General features: G+C 59.2%; 16 protein-coding genes. 7 read left to right on the forward strand and 9 right to left on the reverse strand.

Translation table 11 applies throughout. The annotated features are described in order from the left end of the window. The first annotated feature begins 15 nt into the window (after nt 1-15). Both trkA and KBP52_RS18370 read left to right on the forward strand, forming a co-directional pair. Complete coding sequence (gene trkA, locus KBP52_RS18365; protein WP_077575169.1) at nt 16-1,392, forward strand: Trk system potassium transporter TrkA; 1,377 nt, start codon at nt 16-18, stop codon at nt 1,390-1,392. Nucleotides 1,393-1,541: 149 nt separating this feature from the next. After that, the gene (locus KBP52_RS18370; RefSeq protein WP_212620703.1) at nt 1,542-1,856 is read left to right on the forward strand and encodes a tetratricopeptide repeat protein; all 315 of its coding nucleotides are present in this window, start codon (nt 1,542-1,544) and stop codon (nt 1,854-1,856) included. A gap of 1 nt (nt 1,857) precedes the next feature. On the opposite strand, the gene KBP52_RS18375 is transcribed toward KBP52_RS18370, so the two are convergent. The 3 genes from KBP52_RS18375 to KBP52_RS18385 all read right to left on the reverse strand — a co-directional run bounded on the left by KBP52_RS18375 (nt 1,858) and on the right by KBP52_RS18385 (nt 3,656). Continuing rightward, a complete protein-coding gene (locus KBP52_RS18375; protein ID WP_034152199.1) occupies nt 1,858-2,097 on the reverse strand; it encodes a PilZ domain-containing protein in 240 nt (79 codons plus the stop codon). A 73-nt stretch (nt 2,098-2,170) separates the two neighbouring features. Further along, nucleotides 2,171-3,058 carry a lysophospholipid acyltransferase gene (locus KBP52_RS18380; RefSeq protein ID WP_008084359.1) on the reverse strand — a complete coding sequence of 296 codons (888 nt, stop codon included), beginning with the start codon at nt 3,056-3,058 and terminating at the stop codon, nt 2,171-2,173. A 40-nt stretch (nt 3,059-3,098) separates the two neighbouring features. Continuing rightward, complete coding sequence (locus tag KBP52_RS18385) at nt 3,099-3,656, reverse strand: DNA-3-methyladenine glycosylase I (protein ID WP_123593434.1); 558 nt, start codon at nt 3,654-3,656, stop codon at nt 3,099-3,101. An 81-nt stretch (nt 3,657-3,737) separates the two neighbouring features. Between KBP52_RS18385 and glyQ the strand changes: the two genes are divergently transcribed. The 4 genes from glyQ (at nt 3,738) to KBP52_RS18405 (ending at nt 8,149) form a co-directional block, all read left to right on the forward strand. Further along, the gene (glyQ, locus tag KBP52_RS18390; RefSeq protein WP_034152298.1) at nt 3,738-4,691 is read left to right on the forward strand and encodes a glycine--tRNA ligase subunit alpha; all 954 of its coding nucleotides are present in this window, start codon (nt 3,738-3,740) and stop codon (nt 4,689-4,691) included. Next, on the forward strand, nt 4,688-6,742 hold the full coding sequence (gene glyS, locus KBP52_RS18395; RefSeq protein ID WP_123593435.1) for a glycine--tRNA ligase subunit beta: 2,055 nt from the start codon (nt 4,688-4,690) through the stop codon (nt 6,740-6,742). The genes glyQ and glyS overlap by 4 nt, the downstream gene beginning before the upstream one ends. Nucleotides 6,743-6,746: 4 nt before the next feature. Continuing rightward, nucleotides 6,747-7,286: a D-glycero-beta-D-manno-heptose 1,7-bisphosphate 7-phosphatase gene (gmhB, locus tag KBP52_RS18400; protein WP_212620704.1), complete on the forward strand. Its 540-nt coding sequence runs from the start codon at nt 6,747-6,749 to the stop codon at nt 7,284-7,286. Nucleotides 7,287-7,369: 83 nt separating this feature from the next. Continuing rightward, the gene (locus KBP52_RS18405) at nt 7,370-8,149 is read left to right on the forward strand and encodes a lysophospholipid acyltransferase family protein (protein ID WP_201236184.1); all 780 of its coding nucleotides are present in this window, start codon (nt 7,370-7,372) and stop codon (nt 8,147-8,149) included. Between the two features lie 168 nt (nt 8,150-8,317). Here KBP52_RS18405 and KBP52_RS18410 read toward each other — a convergent pair whose 3' ends face one another. Beyond that, the gene (locus KBP52_RS18410; RefSeq protein ID WP_212620705.1) at nt 8,318-9,850 is read right to left on the reverse strand and encodes a HAMP domain-containing sensor histidine kinase; all 1,533 of its coding nucleotides are present in this window, start codon (nt 9,848-9,850) and stop codon (nt 8,318-8,320) included. Between the two features lie 169 nt (nt 9,851-10,019). Here KBP52_RS18410 and KBP52_RS18415 point away from each other — a divergent pair, with 169 nt between their 5' ends. Further along, the gene (locus tag KBP52_RS18415) at nt 10,020-10,739 is read left to right on the forward strand and encodes a response regulator transcription factor (protein ID WP_077575163.1); all 720 of its coding nucleotides are present in this window, start codon (nt 10,020-10,022) and stop codon (nt 10,737-10,739) included. Between the two features lie 47 nt (nt 10,740-10,786). On the opposite strand, the gene KBP52_RS18420 is transcribed toward KBP52_RS18415, so the two are convergent. From KBP52_RS18420 to dnaA, 5 genes are all read right to left on the reverse strand, one after another. After that, nucleotides 10,787-12,910 carry a DUF6311 domain-containing protein gene (locus tag KBP52_RS18420; protein ID WP_212620706.1) on the reverse strand — a complete coding sequence of 708 codons (2,124 nt, stop codon included), beginning with the start codon at nt 12,908-12,910 and terminating at the stop codon, nt 10,787-10,789. A gap of 146 nt (nt 12,911-13,056) precedes the next feature. After that, on the reverse strand, nt 13,057-15,474 hold the full coding sequence (gyrB, locus tag KBP52_RS18425) for a DNA topoisomerase (ATP-hydrolyzing) subunit B (RefSeq protein WP_007911885.1): 2,418 nt from the start codon (nt 15,472-15,474) through the stop codon (nt 13,057-13,059). Between the two features lie 5 nt (nt 15,475-15,479). After that, on the reverse strand, nt 15,480-16,583 hold the full coding sequence (recF, locus tag KBP52_RS18430; RefSeq protein WP_038359568.1) for a DNA replication/repair protein RecF: 1,104 nt from the start codon (nt 16,581-16,583) through the stop codon (nt 15,480-15,482). A 14-nt stretch (nt 16,584-16,597) separates the two neighbouring features. Further along, nucleotides 16,598-17,701, reverse strand: a complete 1,104-nt coding sequence (dnaN, locus tag KBP52_RS18435; protein ID WP_007911887.1) for a DNA polymerase III subunit beta — start codon at nt 17,699-17,701, stop codon at nt 16,598-16,600. Between the two features lie 39 nt (nt 17,702-17,740). Then, nucleotides 17,741-19,267: a chromosomal replication initiator protein DnaA gene (dnaA, locus tag KBP52_RS18440; RefSeq protein ID WP_212620707.1), complete on the reverse strand. Its 1,527-nt coding sequence runs from the start codon at nt 19,265-19,267 to the stop codon at nt 17,741-17,743. Nucleotides 19,268-19,386 lie beyond the last annotated feature (119 nt).

A 19,386-nucleotide genomic window follows, 5' to 3' on the forward strand; every position in this document is an offset into this window, starting at 1 on the left:
CAATGGAGTGACTGGATGAAAATCATCATCCTCGGTGCGGGACAGGTCGGCGGCTCGCTGGCCGAGCATTTGGCCAGCGAGGCCAATGACATCACCGTGGTCGACACCGACGGCGAGCGCCTGCGCGATCTCGGCGATCGCCTCGATATTCGTACCGTGCAGGGCCGTGGCTCGCTGCCGTCAGTGCTGCGTCAGGCCGGCGCCGACGACGCCGACATGCTGGTGGCGGTGACCAACAGCGACGAAACCAACATGGTCGCCTGTCAGGTCGCCCACACCCTGTTCCACACCCCGACCAAGATAGCCCGGGTGCGCGAAGCGTCTTACCTCCATCGCGAAGAACAGCTGTTCCAGAATGAAGCGATTCCGGTTGACGTGCTGATCAGCCCCGAGCAAGTGGTGACCAACTACATCAAGCGCCTGATTCAGCATCCCGGCGCCTTGCAGGTGATCGACTTCGCCGAAGGCGCGGCGCAACTGGTGGCGGTGCGAGCTTATTACGGCGGGCCGCTGGTGGGTCAGCAATTGCGTCAGTTGCGCGAACATATGCCGAATGTCGAGACGCGCGTGGCCGCGATTTTCCGCCGTGACCGACCGATCCTGCCCCAGGGCGATACGGTGATCGAGGCGGATGACGAAGTCTTTTTCATCGCCGCCCGTGAGAATATTCGCGCGGTCATGAGCGAAATGCGCCGCCTCGACGAAACCTACAAACGCATCGTCATTGCGGGCGGCGGGCAGATCGGTGAACGTCTGGCCGAGGCCATCGAAAGCCGCTATCAGGTGAAGATCATCGAGATGAACCCGGCGCGTTGCCGCTATCTGTCCGACACCCTCGACAGCACTGTGGTGTTGCAGGGCAGCGCCTCTGATCGCGACTTGCTGTTGGAAGAAAACATCGCCGACGCCGATATCTTCCTCGCACTGACCAATGACGACGAAGCCAACATCATGTCGTCGCTGCTGGCCAAACGGCTGGGGGCGAAGAAGGTCATGACGATCATCAATAACCCGGCGTATGTCGACCTGATTCAGGGCGGCGACATCGACATCGCCATCAGCCCGCAACTGGCGACCATCGGCACGCTGCTGGCCCACGTGCGTCGTGGCGATATCGTCAGCGTGCATTCATTGCGGCGCGGCGCGGCGGAGGCGATCGAGGCGATTGCTCACGGTGATGCGAAGTCGAGCAAGGTCATCGGCAAACCGATCGAGAAGATCGGCCTGCCGCCCGGCACCACGATTGGTGCGGTGATCCGCAACGAACAGGTGATCATCGCCCACGATGACACGGTGATCGAAGCGGGCGACCATGTGATTCTGTTCCTTGTGGATAAAAAGCATATTCGCGATGTGGAGAAGCTGTTCCATGTGGGGTTGAGCTTCTTCTGATCCGGATTTTTGGGTGATCAGACTGGCGCCATCGCGAGCAGGCTCACTCCTACATTTGGAATGCGTTCCCTGTAGGAGTGAGCCTGCTCGCGATAGCGTTATCCCATAGCAAGACTCATCCCTGACACACCTCATTCAAGGAATCTCTCATGCTCGAATCCCTGGAAAAAATGCTCGCCAAGGGTGTGGATAACTCATTGCTGCGCTTCGGCCTGGGCAAGGGTTATCTGGATCTGGGCGAAAACGCCAAGGCTGCCGAGCATTTCCAGCGCTGTGTCGGTTTTGATCCGAAGTATTCGGCGGCATGGAAACTATTGGGCAAGGCGCATCTGGCGCTGGGCGATCACGCCGCCGCGCGGCAAGCGTGGGAACAAGGTCTGGAAGCCGCCCGCGCCCATGGCGACAAACAGGCCGAGAAGGAAATGACGGTGTTTCTGAAGAAACTGGATCGTCAGCCGCAGTGAATCAAAGGTAACGAAGGCCGATACCGTCGGCATCCACTGTCACCACTTCCATCCGTACCCGCGGCGCGCCGGTGGGTAAGTCCTGCACCTGGCCGTAAACCACTGCGCCTTTGGGCAAGGAAGCCAAAACCGGATGCTGCACAAATACTCCGGTAGGCGACAGATTGCGCGTCTGCCCGAGGCATTCGCCAAAACTGTCGTGGGTGATTTTGATGCGGAAGGATTTGCGGTGTTCGGACATCTTGTTGCGCCCTTTGAAGAACGGTTGTGGATAACCTCGCCCGTGAGGTTATCCACAGATCATGCCAATCAGCTCAGTACCAGCGCTCTTCGCCCGGCGGACGCTTTTTGAAGCGCTTCATGCTCCACATGTACTGGCTCGGGTACGCCGCCACGTAACGCTCGACGACTTTACTCATCGCTGCGCAGGATTCGGCGGTATCGGTGCTGTACATCGCTTCTGGCGCGGCTTCGAGGATGACTTTATAGCCAGAACCGTCAGGCAGGCGCAGCGCATGCAGGAACACGCCAACGGCTTTGCCACCGGCGAGCATGTTCGGCACGAATTTGCTGGTCAGCGCTTGAGTCGCGAAGAATGGCACAAAGATCCCGGCGGATTCGGCCGGTTCCGGGTCAGCGGGAATGCCCACTGCACCACCTTTGCGCACTTCCTTGATGACGCTGAGAATGCCTTCCTTGGTGGAAGCAGCGACTTTGTTGCCCAGTTGCACGCGCTGCTTGCGCAGCAATTCATCCACAGCCTTGAGCTTCGGCGGACGGTAGAAAATGATCGGTTTGCACTGGCTGCAATAGAAATGATTGAGCACTTCCCAGTTGCCGAGGTGACTGGTGATGCCGACCACGCCTTTGCCCGAGGCCAGCGCATCCTTGAGAACGTCGAGACCTTCGACTTCACGCACCAGGTCGATCGAACGCTGCGCCGGCCAGATCCACGCGCAGGCGCTTTCGGTCAGCGACTTGCCGATGTCTTTCAGGCTCTGCCCGACCAGACGCTCACGTTCGGCCGGATCCATCTGTGGAAAACATTTGGCGAGGTTGATCCGCACCACGTCGCGGGAGCGGTTGGGGGTTTTCCACATGATCCAGCCGATCGCCGAACCCACGGCCTGCACGGCCCGCCATGGCAGCAGGGCAAACAGCCGCAGAGCGCCTACCAGCAAGGCGCCTTTAAACTTTTCCACAGGTCACTCCTGATCTTGTGCGGTGCGCGAGGCGGCCATTCTAACCGCCGTTGACGAGCTGCGCGTAGCGGTCGCAATCCTGGGTGTGATCCATGACCATGCCCGAGGCCTGCATCAGCGCGTAGCAAATGGTCGGTCCGACGAACGTGAACCCGGCCTTTTTCAAGGCTTTGCTCATCGCCAGCGCTTCGGGGGTGATCGCCGGGACTTCGCTGCGATCCTTGAAATGATTGATGATCGGTTGGTCGTTCACGAACGACCAGAGCAACGCCACCGGATCCTCCAGCGCCAGCCAGGCCTGGGCATTACGGCGGGCGGCGTTGAGTTTGAGGCGATTGCGGATGATCCCCGGATCGAGCATCAATTCGTCGATTTCGGCGTCGCTCATCTGCGCCACGCGCTGCACGTCGAAGCCGAACAACACCTCGCGATAACGCTCGCGTTTGCGCAGCACGGTGATCCACGACAGCCCGGCCTGGAACCCTTCGAGCAAAAGCAACTCGAACAAACCCTGCGCATCGCGTAGCGGCGTGCCCCACTCCTGGTCGTGATAAGCCATGTACAGCGGATCTTCGGTACACCAAAAGCAGCGTGGCATAAGGCTCCAGGGGGCGTGCGCAGCAATGAATCGGGTATACTCCCGCTCTTTAAATCGCAGCCCAAGAAACAGGTGAATTTCGTGAGCCAGCCTACGCCAGCCGTGCGTACCTTCCAAGACTTGATCCTCGCGCTCCAGCAATACTGGGCCGAACAAGGTTGCGTGGTACTTCAGCCCTACGATATGGAAGTAGGCGCCGGCACTTTCCACACCGCGACCTTCCTCCGCGCCATCGGCCCGGAAACCTGGAACGCCGCCTACGTGCAGCCAAGCCGCCGTCCGACTGACGGCCGCTACGGTGAAAACCCTAACCGTCTGCAGCACTACTATCAGTTCCAGGTCGTCCTCAAGCCGAACCCGGACAACTTCCAGGAACTGTACCTGGGCTCGCTCAAGCATGTCGGTCTGGACCCGCTGGTCCACGACATTCGCTTCGTCGAAGACAACTGGGAATCGCCGACCCTCGGCGCCTGGGGTCTGGGCTGGGAAGTCTGGCTGAACGGCATGGAAGTGACTCAGTTCACTTACTTCCAGCAGGCGGGCGGCATCGAGTGCTACCCGGTGACCGGCGAGATCACTTACGGTCTCGAGCGTCTGGCCATGTACCTGCAAGGCGTGGATTCGGTCTACGACCTGGTCTGGGCTGACGGCCCGATGGGCAAAGTCACCTACGGCGACGTGTTCCACCAGAACGAAGTGGAGCAGTCCACTTACAACTTCGAGCACGCCAACGTCGACAAACTTTTCGAACTGTTCGACTTCTATGAAGGCGAAGCCAAGCGTCTGATCGAACTCGACCAGCCGCTGCCGTTGCCGAGCTACGAAATGGTTCTGAAGGCGTCGCACACCTTCAACCTGCTGGATGCGCGCCGGGCGATCTCGGTGACCGCGCGTCAGCAATACATTCTGCGCGTTCGCACCCTGGCGCGTTCCGTTGCGCAAGCCTACCTGCTGGCACGCGCCAAGCTGGGCTTCCCGATGGCGACCCCGGACCTGCGTGACGAAGTACTGGCCAAGCTGGAGGCAGCACAATGAGTGCGCAAGATTTTCTGGTTGAACTGGGCACCGAAGAACTGCCACCGAAAGCCCTGAACACCTTGGCTGACGCGTTCCTCGCCGGTATCGACAAGGGCCTGCAAGCCGCTGGCCTGAGCTACGAAACCAAAACCGTCTACGCCGCACCGCGTCGTCTGGCTGTGCTGATCACCGCGCTGGCTACCCAGCAGCCGGATCGCAGCATCAACCTCGACGGCCCGCCACGTCAGGCGGCGTTCGACGCTGACGGCAACCCGACTCAGGCAGCATTGGGCTTTGCCAAGAAGTGCGGCGTTGATCTGAGCGAAATCGACCAGAGCGGCCCGAAACTGCGTTACAGCCAGAGCATCGCTGGCAAGCCGACCGCGAGCCTGCTGCCGACCATCGTCGAAGATTCGCTGAACGACCTGCCGATCCCGAAACGCATGCGTTGGGGTGCGCGTAAGGAAGAGTTCGTGCGTCCGACCCAATGGCTGGTGATGCTGCTCGGCGACCAGGTCATCGACTGCACCATCCTCGCGCAGAAGGCTGGCCGTGACTCCCGTGGTCACCGTTTCCATCACCCGGAAAGCGTGCGCATCGGTTCGCCGTCGAGCTACCTCGCTGACCTGCGTGCCGCTTATGTGCTGGCCGACGCCAATGAGCGTCGCGAGATCATCAGCAAGCGCACCGAAGAGCTGGCCACCCGTCAGGAAGGCACGGCCATCGTTCCGCCGGCACTGCTCGACGAAGTGACCGCGCTGGTTGAATGGCCGGTGCCTCTCGTGTGCTCGTTCGAGGAGCGTTTCCTCGACGTGCCGCAAGAAGCACTGATCACCACCATGCAGGACAACCAGAAGTATTTCTGCCTGCTGGATGCCGACGGCAAGTTGCTGCCACGTTTCATTACTGTGGCCAACATCGAAAGCAAAGACCCGCAACAGATCATCGCCGGTAACGAGAAAGTGGTTCGCCCACGCCTGACCGACGCCGAGTTCTTCTTCAAGCAGGACAAGAAGCAGAAACTCGAAGCTTTCAACGATCGCCTGAAGAACGTGGTGTTCCAGGAAAAACTCGGCAGCGTCTACGACAAGGCCGAACGCGTATCGAAACTGGCTGCGTACATCGCCGCGCGCATCGGTGGCAACGCCTCGTGGGCCGCTCGCGCTGGCCTGCTGTCGAAGTGCGACCTGGCCACCGAAATGGTCGGCGAGTTCCCGGAGATGCAAGGTGTCGCCGGTTACTACTACGCCCTCAATGACGGCGAGCCGGAAGACGTCGCGCTGGCGCTCAACGAGCAGTACATGCCTCGCGGTGCCGGTGCAGAACTGCCGGCGACCCTGACCGGTGCAGCCGTCGCGATCGCTGACAAGCTCGACACCCTGGTCGGTATCTTCGGTATCGGCATGCTGCCAACCGGTAGCAAAGACCCGTATGCCCTGCGCCGTGCGGCACTCGGCGTGCTGCGTATCCTCATCGAGAAGAAACTCGATCTGGACCTGAACGATGCCGTGGCGTTCGCCGTGGCCGCATTCGGTGCCAAGGTCAAGGCTGCCGGCCTCAACGAGTCCGTGCTGGAATTCATCTTCGACCGTCTGCGTGCACGTTACGAAGACGAAGGCGTTGAAGTGGCCACTTACCTGTCGGTTCGTGCTTTGAAGCCGGGTTCGGCGCTGGACTTCGATCAGCGTGTGCAAGCGGTGCAAGCCTTCCGCAAACTGCCGGAAGCGGCAGCGCTGGCGGCGGTGAACAAGCGTGTATCGAACCTGTTGAGCAAACTCGAAGGCGCGGTGCCGACAGAGGTGCAAGCCAAGTACTTCGACAACGCCAACGAGTTCTCGCTGTACTCGGCGATCCAGCAAGCGGATCAAGCGGTGCAGCCAATGGCCGCGGCGCGTCAGTACAACGAATCGCTGGCACGCCTGGCGGCATTGCGTGAGCCGGTGGATGCGTTCTTCGACGCGGTGATGGTCAATGCCGACGACGCCAATGTGCGGGCCAACCGTTACGCGCTGCTGGCGCGCCTGCGTGGTCTGTTCCTCGGCGTTGCCGACATTTCGCTGCTGGGTTGAGGGATTGCTGTTGAAACTGCTGATTCTTGATCGGGACGGCGTGATCAATTACGACTCCGACGCTTACATCAAGTCGGTGGCGGAGTGGATTCCGTTGCCCGGCTCGATCGAGGCGATTGCGCAGTTGAGCAAGGCCGGCTGGACGGTGGCAGTGGCCACCAACCAGTCGGGCATCGCTCGCGGCTACTACGACCTCGCCACTCTCGATGCCATGCACGCGCGTTTGCGCGAACTGGTAGCGGAGCAGGGCGGTGAGGTCGGGCTGATCGTGTACTGCCCGCATGGGCCGGACGAAGGCTGCGATTGCCGCAAGCCGAGACCAGGGATGTTGAAAACCATCGCGGCGCATTACAACGTCGAGCTGACCAATGTCTGGTTCGTCGGCGACAGCCTTGGTGACCTGGAGGCCGCCAAAGCCGTCGATTCACAGCCAGTTTTGGTAAAGACCGGAAAAGGCGCGAAGACTCAGGGCAAAACCCTGCCGGTTGGCACTCTGATTTTTGACGATCTGGCGGCGATTGCCGCAGAACTTATCCACAACTAGAGTACTTCTGAAGTTCCTGACCAGGGATTGATCGGGAGTGCGCTTGAACACTCGGGCATTGCCCCGTCACGGTAAACGTCACTATGTCGATACTGCGGGCCATCAGGATTTTTCTCTTTTACCTGCTGCTGGGCACCACCTCCCTGCTGTGGTGCAGCTTGAGTTTTTTTATCGCGCCGTTTTTGCCGTTCAAGGCGCGTTATCGTTTTATCAACGTGTACTGGTGCCGTTGCGCCTTGTGGCTGACCAAGGTGTTCCTCGGTATTCGTTACGAAATCAAAGGCGCTGAAAACGTGCCTGACCGGCCCTGCGTGATTCAGTCGAACCACCAGAGTACCTGGGAGACGTTTTTTCTCTCCGCTTATTTCTCGCCGTTGAGCCAGGTGCTCAAACGCGAACTGCTGTACGTGCCGTTCTTCGGCTGGGCGATGGCCATGCTGCGGCCGATCGCGATTGACCGCGACAACCCGAAAGCGGCGCTGAAACAAGTCGCGGCGAAGGGTGATGAGCTGCTGAAAGACAACGTTTGGGTGCTGATCTTCCCGGAAGGTACACGCGTTCCTTACGGCACTGTCGGCAAGTTCTCCCGCAGTGGTAGCGCGTTGGCGGTGAATGCGGCGCTTCCTGTGCTGCCGATTGCACACAATGCCGGCAAGTTCTGGCCGAAAATCGGTTGGGGCAAGAAGTCCGGCGTGATCACCGTAGTCATCGGTGAGCCGATGTATGCCGAAGGCACAGGCCCGCGCGCCATCGCCGAGCTGAACGACCGGGTGCAAGCCTGGAACGAGAAGACTCAGCGCGAAATGGGCTCACTGCCACCGGCCCCGCAGGCACCTGCTGCAAGCGATCAAGTGGCTGTCTGAGATTTTGTGGATAACCTGTGTACGGTTTTGTTGAAAACGCTTGAATGTTGACAATAAGTGATTGATTTACTTATATATTTCTCAAGCTCATAAAAGACCGTAAAAGGTGCATAAGTTTTTTTCGGATGTAAAAAAACCGGCTGATATAGCCGGTTTTTTTGTGCCTGATCAGTCGGGGACAAGCGGTAACTCAAGCAGGAAGGTGGTGCCTTGATCAACCACGCTGCGGCATTCGATTTTGCCGCCGTGATGATCGACTACCGCTTTGACCATCGACAAGCCGAGGCCCACGCCGTCGATGCCCTGCGCGGAAGAAAAACGTCGGTATTGACTGAACAGGTCGGGCAATTCATCAGCGGCGATGCCCTTGCCTTGATCGATCAATTCACAGTGCAACCATTCCTCACGGCAACTGACGCGCAGGGTGATAGTGGTATCTGCCGGGCTGTACTTGATCGCGTTCTCCAGCAGGTTGAACAGCGCGCGGGTCAGCAAGCCCTGATCAGCATTGATCAGACGTTCCTGCGACTCTTCATCCATGTCATGCAGCAGCTCGATACGTTTCTGCTGGGCGATGGGCAACGCTTGATCCAGTACGTCCAGCACCAACATCGCGAACAGCGTCGGCTGAAATTGGTAAGCCTCGGATTCGGCCCGCGCCAACAGAACAAACCCGTCAGTCAGATCCAGCGCGCGACGTACCTGGCGTTCGATTTGTTCGAACAACGGCGCATCGGCCCCGACTTGATGACGGTGCACATCGAGCAGGGCGAGGATCGCCGAGTGCGGCGCGCGCAGGTCGTGGGAAAGAAAGCGCAGCAACACGCTACGTTGTTCCTCGGCCGCGCGTTCGGCACTGAGGTCGGTGAGGCTCAGCAGCCAGCCAATTGGCGTGTCACCGTCCACCGGAAGGAGGGCGGCACGTTCCAGACGCAGGCTGCGCTCCTTGTGATCACGGAACTCCAACAGCGGCAGGGCGGAAAGCGGCGGGCGCAGCTCTGTGGATAACTCCGGGTAACCGAGCCACTCGAGTTGATCGAGGACGTCATCCCCCACCAGGTTGTTATCGAAGAGCTGGCGAGCCTTGCGATTGCCCAACAGTATCTGCCCCTTGGGGTCACTGATCAGTGTGGCAACCGGCAGGTACTCCAGACCGTCGGCGATAAAACGCCGGGTATCGCGGGTGCGGCTCATGGCTTGTTCGAGCGCCATGATCTGACCCTGCAGGCGGTCAGCCCCGGTGAATTGCGAGCGACGGCGCTCGGGGAAAACTTTCGGTTCACTGTCCAGTCGTGCCAATTCCCAACCGAAATAGGTCAACACCACACTCAGGCGCCGCCAATTCCAGATCAGATAACCGAACAACATGCCCAGCACTGCCGGCGTCGGCGACCACCAAAGGCGCATTTCTGCCAGAGCCGCACTGGCTAGCAGTGCACACGCCATGCCGATCAACGTGACCCAAAGCGCCCAGCGCGGGCGCCATAACAGCAGCCCTAGACTGCCTGCCACCCAAGCGACCGACAACAATGCGCCCGTCGCCGGGTGCGCATTGTGCAAGTTGATCTGCGCACGGTAAGACAGCAGCGCAGTCAGCGGCAACAGCACTAGACTTATCCACAACCACTCACGCACCAACTGTCGAAACAGTCGCTGCACCTGACTCGGCTCACGGCTTTCGCGCCGGCGCTGATTGTTCATGGGGAAAAAGGGCAGGGCAGGGTGAATGCTTTCATAGGTCAAAGGTCTGAGACGTAGACCCGAAGAATCATAGCGGACGTCGACCAACGGCGGGCCGCTTACTTTCAAGGTGATGACCAAGCGACTATGGTTGACGCCCAACTGCCCAAGCAACAAGGAACCACCGCGTATGCGCGTTGCGATACTGGACGACGAACCCGCCGAACTGCGCCGGGTCGAACAAACCCTGCAGCAAATGGCCGATGCCGGCGAACAGCCGTGGTCACTGCACAGCTTCGAGCGTGGTGAAGACCTGTTGCGACAGCTACGCCGGGAGACCTTCGACCTGCTGATCCTCGACTGGCAACTGCCCGACCTCACGGGTCTATCCCTGCTGCGCTGGACCCGCGAGCACATGGAAGCGCCACCGGCAGCGATCATGCTGACCAGTCGCGATGGTGAGAGCGATATTGTTCAGGCGCTGAACGCCGGGGCTGATGATTACGTTAGCAAGCCGTTTCGGCCCAATGAGCTGAAGGCGCGAGTGGCTGCGGTGCTACGGCGACATGCCCAACAACGCACCGCCGCGAGCGAAGTGCTGAGCTTCAACGACCTGGCCTTCGATGACGCCGAACTGACTGTTACCCGCGAGGGAAAACCCATCGTCATGACCGAGCGCGAGTATCGACTGGCGCGGTGTCTGTTCAGCAATCTGGGCCGGCCGTTGTCGCGGGATTATCTCTATGAGCGGTTCTGGCCGCATGAGGAGATGGCGTCATCGCGACCGTTGGATACGCATATCTATCGTCTGCGCAACAAGCTCGGGCTGACGGCGGAGCGGGGTTGGCAACTGCTGACCATTTATGGGTATGGATATCGACTGGAAAGTGTCACGGCAACGAGCGAGTGAAGAGGGAAGGCCAACGGCATTGCGTTGGCCCCGGCTGGCACCACTGATCAATGAAAGGTCAATGCCAGCAAACCAATCGCCAGTTTGCGGATGTCTTCTCCCCAGCCGAGATCATGCGGACTGACTGCCAGCGGGAAATGCAGCTGGATACGCAGCACACCTTGTTGCGCGACGAGGGCCTGCACCTCGGCGGGCAGGTTGATATTGATTGCATTGCTGGTGGCGTTGGTCAGGCTGGCAGAGATTACCGGCACGTTATTGATGCTGATATCCACCGTTTGGCGCGGCGTTTTCTCAGACAGGAACGCGTTGGTTTCAAGCGTCAGTGAACTCACGCCAGCCTTGGGGCGCAGGATGATCTCGGCATCCGGCCCTACCGATCCGGTGCCCCACGCCTCGGCAAACCACCAGCCTTTTCCAAGTGCATCCGTGCCCCGGCTCCCCTCCACAAACTGCAGCTTTTCGCCGGTGTCGAATGAAGGGATCAAATCCCGGGGAGCACCGGCCATGAGTGGCAGACAGTCAGCGCAGCGCTTCCAGCCCGGTGCCAGCACATGGAAGCCGTCAATCCTGGCCAGCATATCGCTGTCGCCATCCACGTTTAGCGCCGCTTGCAGCGCTGTCCGCTGCTCAAGCACGTAGAGGGTATCGCGCTCATACTTGCCGGAGTCGATGGTTCTGGCGGCAGTACGCTGCAGATCCTCCTGCGCTTGCGCACTCACCCGGCCCAGGTACACCGCATCGGTGGCGAGATGATTGCGGCCCGCGTAATCGGAGAGGGTCATCCAATGCGTCGTCAGGTTCTGCGGAATCACGTAGCGGACCTTCTGATAGTGCGCTGCCGCGCTTTGCCAGAACGGATTGACCATCGGGGTTTTCCAGGTCGCAGCAGGTGTGACCATCTGCTGCCGGCGTATGCCTGCCCAACCGGCGCGGGTGTCGAAGACCTGTACCAGAAGGGCTGTCACCAGCAGCAACAGCGCAGTCCGTGGCGCCGCGTTACGCGCGATCAGGAACACCACCGCAAAGATCGCCGCGTACATGACCGGCCAGATCATCCGCCCCGAAGCGCGGAAAATACCGGCCATGGAAATGACGGGGTCAGGCAACCAGTAGACGAACTCGAGCGGTCCGACGCCGATCCTGTTGGAGAATGCAAAAAGCATCAGTCCAAACAGTGCCAGCAGCAATAACCAGCGTTTGCGCATCGTTGCAACGATCTGGCCTTCGCCTGAGCAAATGAACCACAGCGCGCAAACGAGCAGAAACATCACCCCCAGCCCCGGGAAAGCCATGCCGGCCGAATCCCCAGGTACGCCAGGTATATCGCCGAGGACGCGAGACCATCCAGCGGGGTCGAAAAACGTCAGCACATTGGCGCGAAACAGTCCGAATCCGAATGAAGCCAGTCCCTCACCTTCAACGGTGAAATAGCCTGCTTGCCAGCAACACACCCCGGTCAGCAACAGCAGGCCAACCAGCTCGACAAACGCCTTTTTCAGCAGCAGCTGCCGCCTCAATGATCGGGCCAGCAAGTCGGCGAGCCAGATCAAGCCAACCATTGCCAACAGATAAGCGTGTATCAAGGCCGCGACCGCCAGCAACGTGCCCCAGGCCGGACAACGCCGCTCGACATGAGGGCGCAGGGCCAGATACAGGGCGGCCAGGATCAGGAAGTGCCCGGCGAGAGATAAATGCTCTGCCATCCGCGAAATCAGCGCCGGGTTGAACAGAAACAGTGCCGCCCCCAGCAAACGCAGCGCAATGTTGGCGGTGGCCAGGCCCATCAGCTTCCAGGCAAACCAGCCCTGCAACACAAAACACAATAACAGCCACAGGCCAAAGTACTGGAAAGGCTCGGGAAGCCATGCGGCAAAGGGTTTGAAGATCAACGCCAGCAGCGGGTTCGAATCCGAGTAGATGATCGCGCTGCTCAGCTCCAATCCATACGAAGGATTGAGCCCCAGCGGCAACGACCAAGGCGAATGCCTGAAAAACACCCAGCCAAGATAGTGCGTCGCCGGATCACCGCTGCCCAGCCACGCAATGTTTTGCGGGTTTAGCGCCCTTGGACCGATGACGATAAAAAAGGCCAGAATCCCCAACAGCAGGGGCAGCACATTGACCGATAGACGTGTGACGGAATCCTTCCTGACGCATTGATGAGTCAATTGATTGCTCTTTTTTTAGTCGTTTTTCTACAATCTGGCCGCCGCCTGTCTGCGACGAAAGAGCCGCATCGTATCGCGCTTCAAGACGAAATTGAACGCAAAAAAAAGCCCGCTTGCGCGGGCCTTTCCTGTGCGGAGTCGGCAACCTAGAAGTCCAGATTGGATACCGCCAGCGCATTGCTCTCGATGAAGTCACGGCGAGGTTCGACCGCATCACCCATCAGGGTGTTGAAGATCTGGTCTGCGCCAATGGCGTCTTCGATGGTGACTTTCAGCATGCGGCGCACGCTCGGGTCCATGGTGGTTTCCCACAGCTGATCCGGGTTCATTTCGCCCAGACCTTTGTATCGCTGGATGGTGTGGCGCTTGGTGCTTTCGGCCATCAGCCAGTCCAGTGCTTCCTTGAACTCGGTGACCGCTTTCTTGCGCTCGCCACGCTGAATGTACGCACCTTCGTCGAGCAGGGTGCTCAGTTGAGCGCCGAGGGTGACGACGGTTTTGTAGTCGTTGCTGCCGAAGAAGTCGCGGTTGAAGGTGACGTAGTTCGACAGGCCGTGGGAGATCAGTTCGACCTCTGGCAGCCACACGCCACGTTCACGATCTTCACGCAGGCTGGCTTTGTAGACCAGACCGGATTTCTCCACGGTGCGCAGACGCGCTTCGTACTGGGCCAGCCACTCTTGCATTGCGGCGTGGTCGCCGAGCTTTTCCAGGCTCACGGCCGGCAGGTAGATGAAGTGCTCGGTCAGCTCCTGCGGGTACAGGCGCGACAGACGCTTGAGGGTCTTCATCACCATGCGGAAGTCGTTTACCAGACGCTCCAGCGCTTCACCGGAAATGCCCGGGGCTTCTTCGTTCAGGTGCAGGCTCGCATCTTCCAGGGCCGACTGCGTCATGTACTCTTCCATGGCGTCGTCGTCTTTGATGTATTGCTCTTGCTTGCCTTTCTTGACCTTGTACAGCGGCGGCTGGGCGATGTAGATGTAGCCACGCTCGATCAGCTCCGGCAACTGACGGAAGAAGAAGGTCAGCAGCAGCGTACGGATGTGCGAACCGTCAACGTCAGCATCGGTCATGATGATGATGTTGTGATAACGCAGCTTGTCGATGTTGTATTCGTCGCGACCGATACCGCAGCCCAGCGCGGTGATCAAAGTGCCCACTTCCTGAGAAGAGATCATCTTGTCGAAACGCGCTTTCTCGACGTTGAGGATCTTGCCCTTCAACGGCAGGATCGCCTGGGTCTTGCGGTTACGTCCCTGCTTGGCAGAGCCGCCCGCGGAGTCACCTTCCACGAGGTACAGTTCGGACAGCGCCGGGTCTTTTTCCTGGCAGTCAGCGAGCTTGCCCGGCAGGCCGGCGATGTCCAGCGCGCCTTTGCGGCGGGTCATCTCACGGGCTTTACGCGCCGCTTCACGGGCACGCGCCGCGTCGATCATCTTGCCGACGACCAGCTTGGCTTCGTTCGGGTTTTCCAGAAGGAAGTCGGAGAAGTACTTGCCCATCTCCTGCTCGACCGCGGTCTTCACTTCGGAAGAGACCAGCTTGTCTTTGGTCTGCGAGCTGAACTTCGGATCCGGCACTTTCACCGAGATGATCGCGGTCAGGCCTTCACGGGCATCGTCACCGGTGGTGGCGACTTTGTGTTTTTTCGCCAGACCTTCCTGCTCGATGTAGTTGTTCAGGTTACGCGTCAGTGCCGAACGGAAACCCACCAGGTGAGTACCGCCGTCGCGCTGCGGAATGTTGTTGGTGAAGCACAACAGGTTCTCGTTGAAGCTGTCGTTCCACTGCAGGGCGATTTCCACGCCGATGCCGTCTTCACGCTGGATGTTGAAGTGGAATACCTGATTGACCGCAGTCTTGTTGGTGTTCAGATATTCAACGAACGCACGCAAACCGCCTTCGTACTTGAACAGCTCTTCCTTGCCGCTGCGCTCATCCTTGAGGACGATGCCGACACCGGAGTTGAGGAAGGACAGTTCACGAATGCGCTTGGCGAGGATGTCCCAGCTGAAGTGAATGTTCTTGAAGGTTTCGCTGGAAGCCTTGAAGTGGATCTGGGTGCCGGTGGTTTCGCTGTCGCCAACGATGGCCATCGGCGCCTGAGGTACGCCGTGAACGTAGGTCTGTTCCCAGATCTTGCCGCTGCGGCGAACGGTCAGTACCAGCTCTTCGGACAGTGCGTTCACTACCGACACACCTACACCGTGCAGACCGCCGGATACTTTGTAGGAGTTGTCGTCGAACTTACCGCCAGCGTGGAGGACGGTCATGATGACCTCGGCGGCGGAAACGCCTTCCTCTTTGTGCACGTCTACCGGGATGCCACGGCCGTTATCTTTAACGGTGATGGACTCATCCGGGTGGATGATGATGCTGATGTCGTCGCAGTGGCCGGCGAGGGCTTCGTCGATCGAGTTGTCGACCACCTCGAACACCATGTGGTGCAGACCGCTGCCATCGTCGGTGTCACCAATGTACATACCGGGACGTTTGCGTACGGCATCCAGGCCTTTCAGCACTTTAATGCTCGTTGAGTCGTACGTATTTTCTTCGCTCAATGCCTTCACTCCCGATGGTCGTGGGTCTGGGTGATACGGCCCTGTTCCACGTGGAACAGAGCGACTGGCGTTTCCGTCTGCCAGCCTTCCCTCAATAATTCGTGATCTACACAGGTGATGAACACCTGGCAGCGTAAGTCTTCCAGCAAGCGGCACAGCGCGCGACGGTGGCCCTCGTCCAGCTCGGACGGCAAGTCATCCACCAGATAAATACACTGACCGCGGCGGGCCTGGCTGACCAGATGCCCTTGGGCAATCCGCAGTGCACAGACCACCAACTTCTGCTGACCCCGGGACAAAATGTCCGCGGCATTGTGTGCGCCCAATCTAAGACGCAAATCAGCTCGTTGCGGTCCGGCCTGGGTATGACCCATTTGCTGATCCCGTTGCACGGAACCAGCCAGTACGGCGCTCAGTTCCCGGTCTTTGTCCCAGCCTCGGTAATAGCTGAGCGTCAAACCTTCGAGCTCAACCAGTTCGCTCAAGGTTTGTTCAAAGACTGGTTTCAAGGCTTTGATGTAAGCGCGGCGGTATTCATCGATTTCAGCGCTGGCCTGGCACAGTTCCCTGTCCCAAACCGCTTGCGAAACGGCGTCAAGTGTACCATGCCGCAGCCATGAGTTTCTCTGGCGCAAGGCCTTCTGCAAACGCTGCCAAGTGGCCATGAACCGTGGCTCGACGTGGAACACGCCCCAGTCGAGAAACTGCCGGCGAATCTTCGGCGCACCTTCAAGCAGACGGAAGCTGTCGGGGTTGATCAACTGCAATGGCAGGATCTCCGCCAGTTGCGCAGCACTGCGGGCGTTCTGACCGTCGATGCGGATCTGGAACTCGCCCTGACGATCACGCGAGATCCCCAACGCGCTATGGCCACCCTCGGCCAATTCGACCTGACCGAACACGGTACAGGCGAGCTGTTCATACTGGATGACCGGCAAAAGCCGCGTGCTACGAAACGAACGGGCAAGCCCCAGCAGATGAATGGCTTCCAGAACACTGGTTTTGCCGCTGCCGTTGGCGCCGTAAAGAATGTTGATGCGGGGGGAGGGGGAGAAGGTCACCGGGTGCAGATTGCGCACCGCGGTGACCGAAACACGACTTAAGGACATCCAGAGTCAGCTGATTACAGACGCATCGGCATGACAACGTAAGCCGAATCGTCGTTGTCAGACTCTTGCACCAGCGCACTGCTGTTGGAGTCGGACAGGATCAGACGAACCTGCTCGGTGGTCATCACGCCCAGCACGTCAAGCAAGTAGCTCACGTTGAAGCCGATTTCCAGCGAGCCGCCGTTGTATTCAACGCCGACTTCTTCTTCCGCTTCTTCCTGCTCCGGGTTGTTGGCCTGGATCTTCAACTGACCGCTGGCCAGTTGCAGACGGATACCGCGGTACTTCTCGTTGGACAGAATCGCGGTACGGCTGAACGCTTCACGCAGCGCCTGGCGATCGCCGAGTACCAGTTTGTCGCCGCCCTTCGGCAGAACGCGCTCGTAGTCCGGGAATTTGCCGTCGACCAGTTTCGAGGTGAAGGTGAATTCGCCGGTGGTCGCGCGGATATGATGCTGACCCAGGACGATGCTGACGTTGCCGTCGGGCTCGGTGAGCAGCCGTGCCAGTTCAAGGATACCTTTGCGCGGCACGATCACTTGATGGCGATCAGGCTGGCCGATATCGGCTTTCATCGAGCACATGGCCAGACGGTGACCGTCGGTGGCCACGGCGCGGATGATGCCTTCGGACACTTCCAGCAGCATACCGTTGAGGTAATAACGCACGTCCTGCTGAGCCATGGCGAAGCTGGTGCGTTCGATCAGGCGACGCAGTTTGCTTTGCTCAAGGCTGCAGGTCAGAGAGCCCGGACCTTCTTCAACGGTCGGGAAATCGTTGGCCGGCAAGGTCGACAGGGTGAAACGGCTACGGCCGGCTTTTACCACCAGCTTCTGCTCGTCGACCTTGATGTCGATCAGCGCATCATTGGGCAAGCTTTTGCAGATATCCATCAGCTTGCGCGCAGGCACAGTGATGGAACCTGTTTCAGCCGGCTCTTCAAGTTGCACACGACCGACCAGCTCGACTTCCAGGTCGGTACCGGTCAGCGACAGTTGCTGGCCTTCGACAACCAGCAGCACGTTGGAGAGTACCGGCAAGGTCTGTCGGCGCTCGACAACGCCTGCGACCAGTTGCAGGGGTTTCAACAGGGCTTCGCGTTGAATGGTGAAATGCATGGTCTAGTCCCTTGCCTTAATAAGCTGCGCTGGTGTTCATCAAGTGGTCAGTGTACGCAGCAGGTTCTTGTAGTCCTCGCGGATGTCCGCGTCGGATTCCTTAAGTTCGTTGATCTTGCGGCAGGCGTGCAACACGGTGGTGTGGTCACGGCCGCCAAACACATCGCCGATTTCCGGCAGGCTGTGGTTGGTCAGTTCCTTGGACAAGGCCATGGCCACCTGACGCGGACGCGCCACCGAGCGCGAACGGCGCTTGGACAGCAAGTCCGAGATCTTGATCTTGTAGTACTCGGCGACGGTGCGCTGAATGTTATCCACAGAGACCAGTTTGTCCTGCAACGCCAACAGGTCTTTCAGGGATTCGCGAATCAGTTCGATGGTGATGTCGCGGCCCATGAAGTGCGAGTGGGCGATCACGCGTTTCAGCGCGCCTTCCAGCTCTCGGACGTTGGAGCGAATGCGCTGGGCAATAAAGAACGCGGCGTCGTGCGGCAACTCGACTTTGGCCTGGTCGGCCTTCTTCATCAAGATCGCGACGCGGGTTTCCAGTTCCGGCGGCTCGACGGCTACCGTCAGGCCCCAGCCAAAGCGGGATTTGAGGCGCTCTTCAAGGCCTTCGATTTCTTTCGGGTAGCGGTCACTGGTGAGAATGACCTGCTGGCCACCTTCAAGCAGGGCGTTGAAGGTGTGGAAAAACTCTTCCTGCGAACGCTCTTTGCGGGCGAAGAACTGAATGTCGTCGATCAGCAAGGCATCCACCGAACGGTAGAAACGCTTGAACTCGTTGATCGCGTTCAGTTGCAGCGCCTTGACCATGTCGGCGACGAAACGCTCGGAATGCAGGTACACGACCTTGGCATTCGGGTTCTTCTTTAATAGGTGGTTACCCACCGCGTGCATCAAGTGGGTTTTACCCAGGCCGACACCACCATAAAGGAACAGTGGGTTGTAACCGTGCTTGGGGTTGTCCGCCACTTGCCAGGCCGCCGCGCGGGCGAGCTGGTTGGATTTACCTTCGACGAAGTTTTCAAAGGTAAAGGTGCGGTTCAGATAACTGGTGTGCTTGAGCGCACCTTCGACCTGCACGGTGCGCTGTTCGGCACGGACCGGGGCCTGTTGCGAAGCAGCGCCGGACATCGGGTCGAAACTGTCGCGAGACGGTTCATCGCTGATTTCAGGGCTTTTCTGCGTAGAGCGCTTGGCCGTCGGTGCAGGCGTCTGCGAGGGTGCCGGCGTGTTCGCAGGCGCGGCATTGGCCTGAGCCTGAGAAACCTGTGCGGCGGCCAGCGGCGCATTCGGTGCGGCACGCGGAGCGGAACTGCGTTTGCTGCCTATTAATAAGGAAAGCGCAGGCGCCATGCCGTTGCCGTGCTCATCCAGCAGTTCAAGGACCCGTCCCAGGTACTTTTCGTTGACCCAGTCCAGCACAAAACGGTTCGGTGCGTAGACGCGCAACTCGTCGCCTTCGGCTTCGACCTGTAGTGGACGGATCCAGGTGTTGAATTGTTGGGCAGGCAGCTCCTCGCGCAAAAGCTCCACGCACTGCTGCCAAAGTTCCACTGACACGGATATCCCCTAAGTTGAAAGCCGGTGAGGCAAAAACAAGCGGCCATTGTAGCGGCGAGCCGTCCACTTATCCACATGCAGGTTGCCGGGTGAGCATGATTTATCAACGCGTTAAATCA

It is taken from the genome of Pseudomonas sp. SCA2728.1_7 (genome assembly GCF_018138145.1).
GTDB lineage: Bacteria > Pseudomonadota > Gammaproteobacteria > Pseudomonadales > Pseudomonadaceae > Aquipseudomonas > Aquipseudomonas koreensis_A.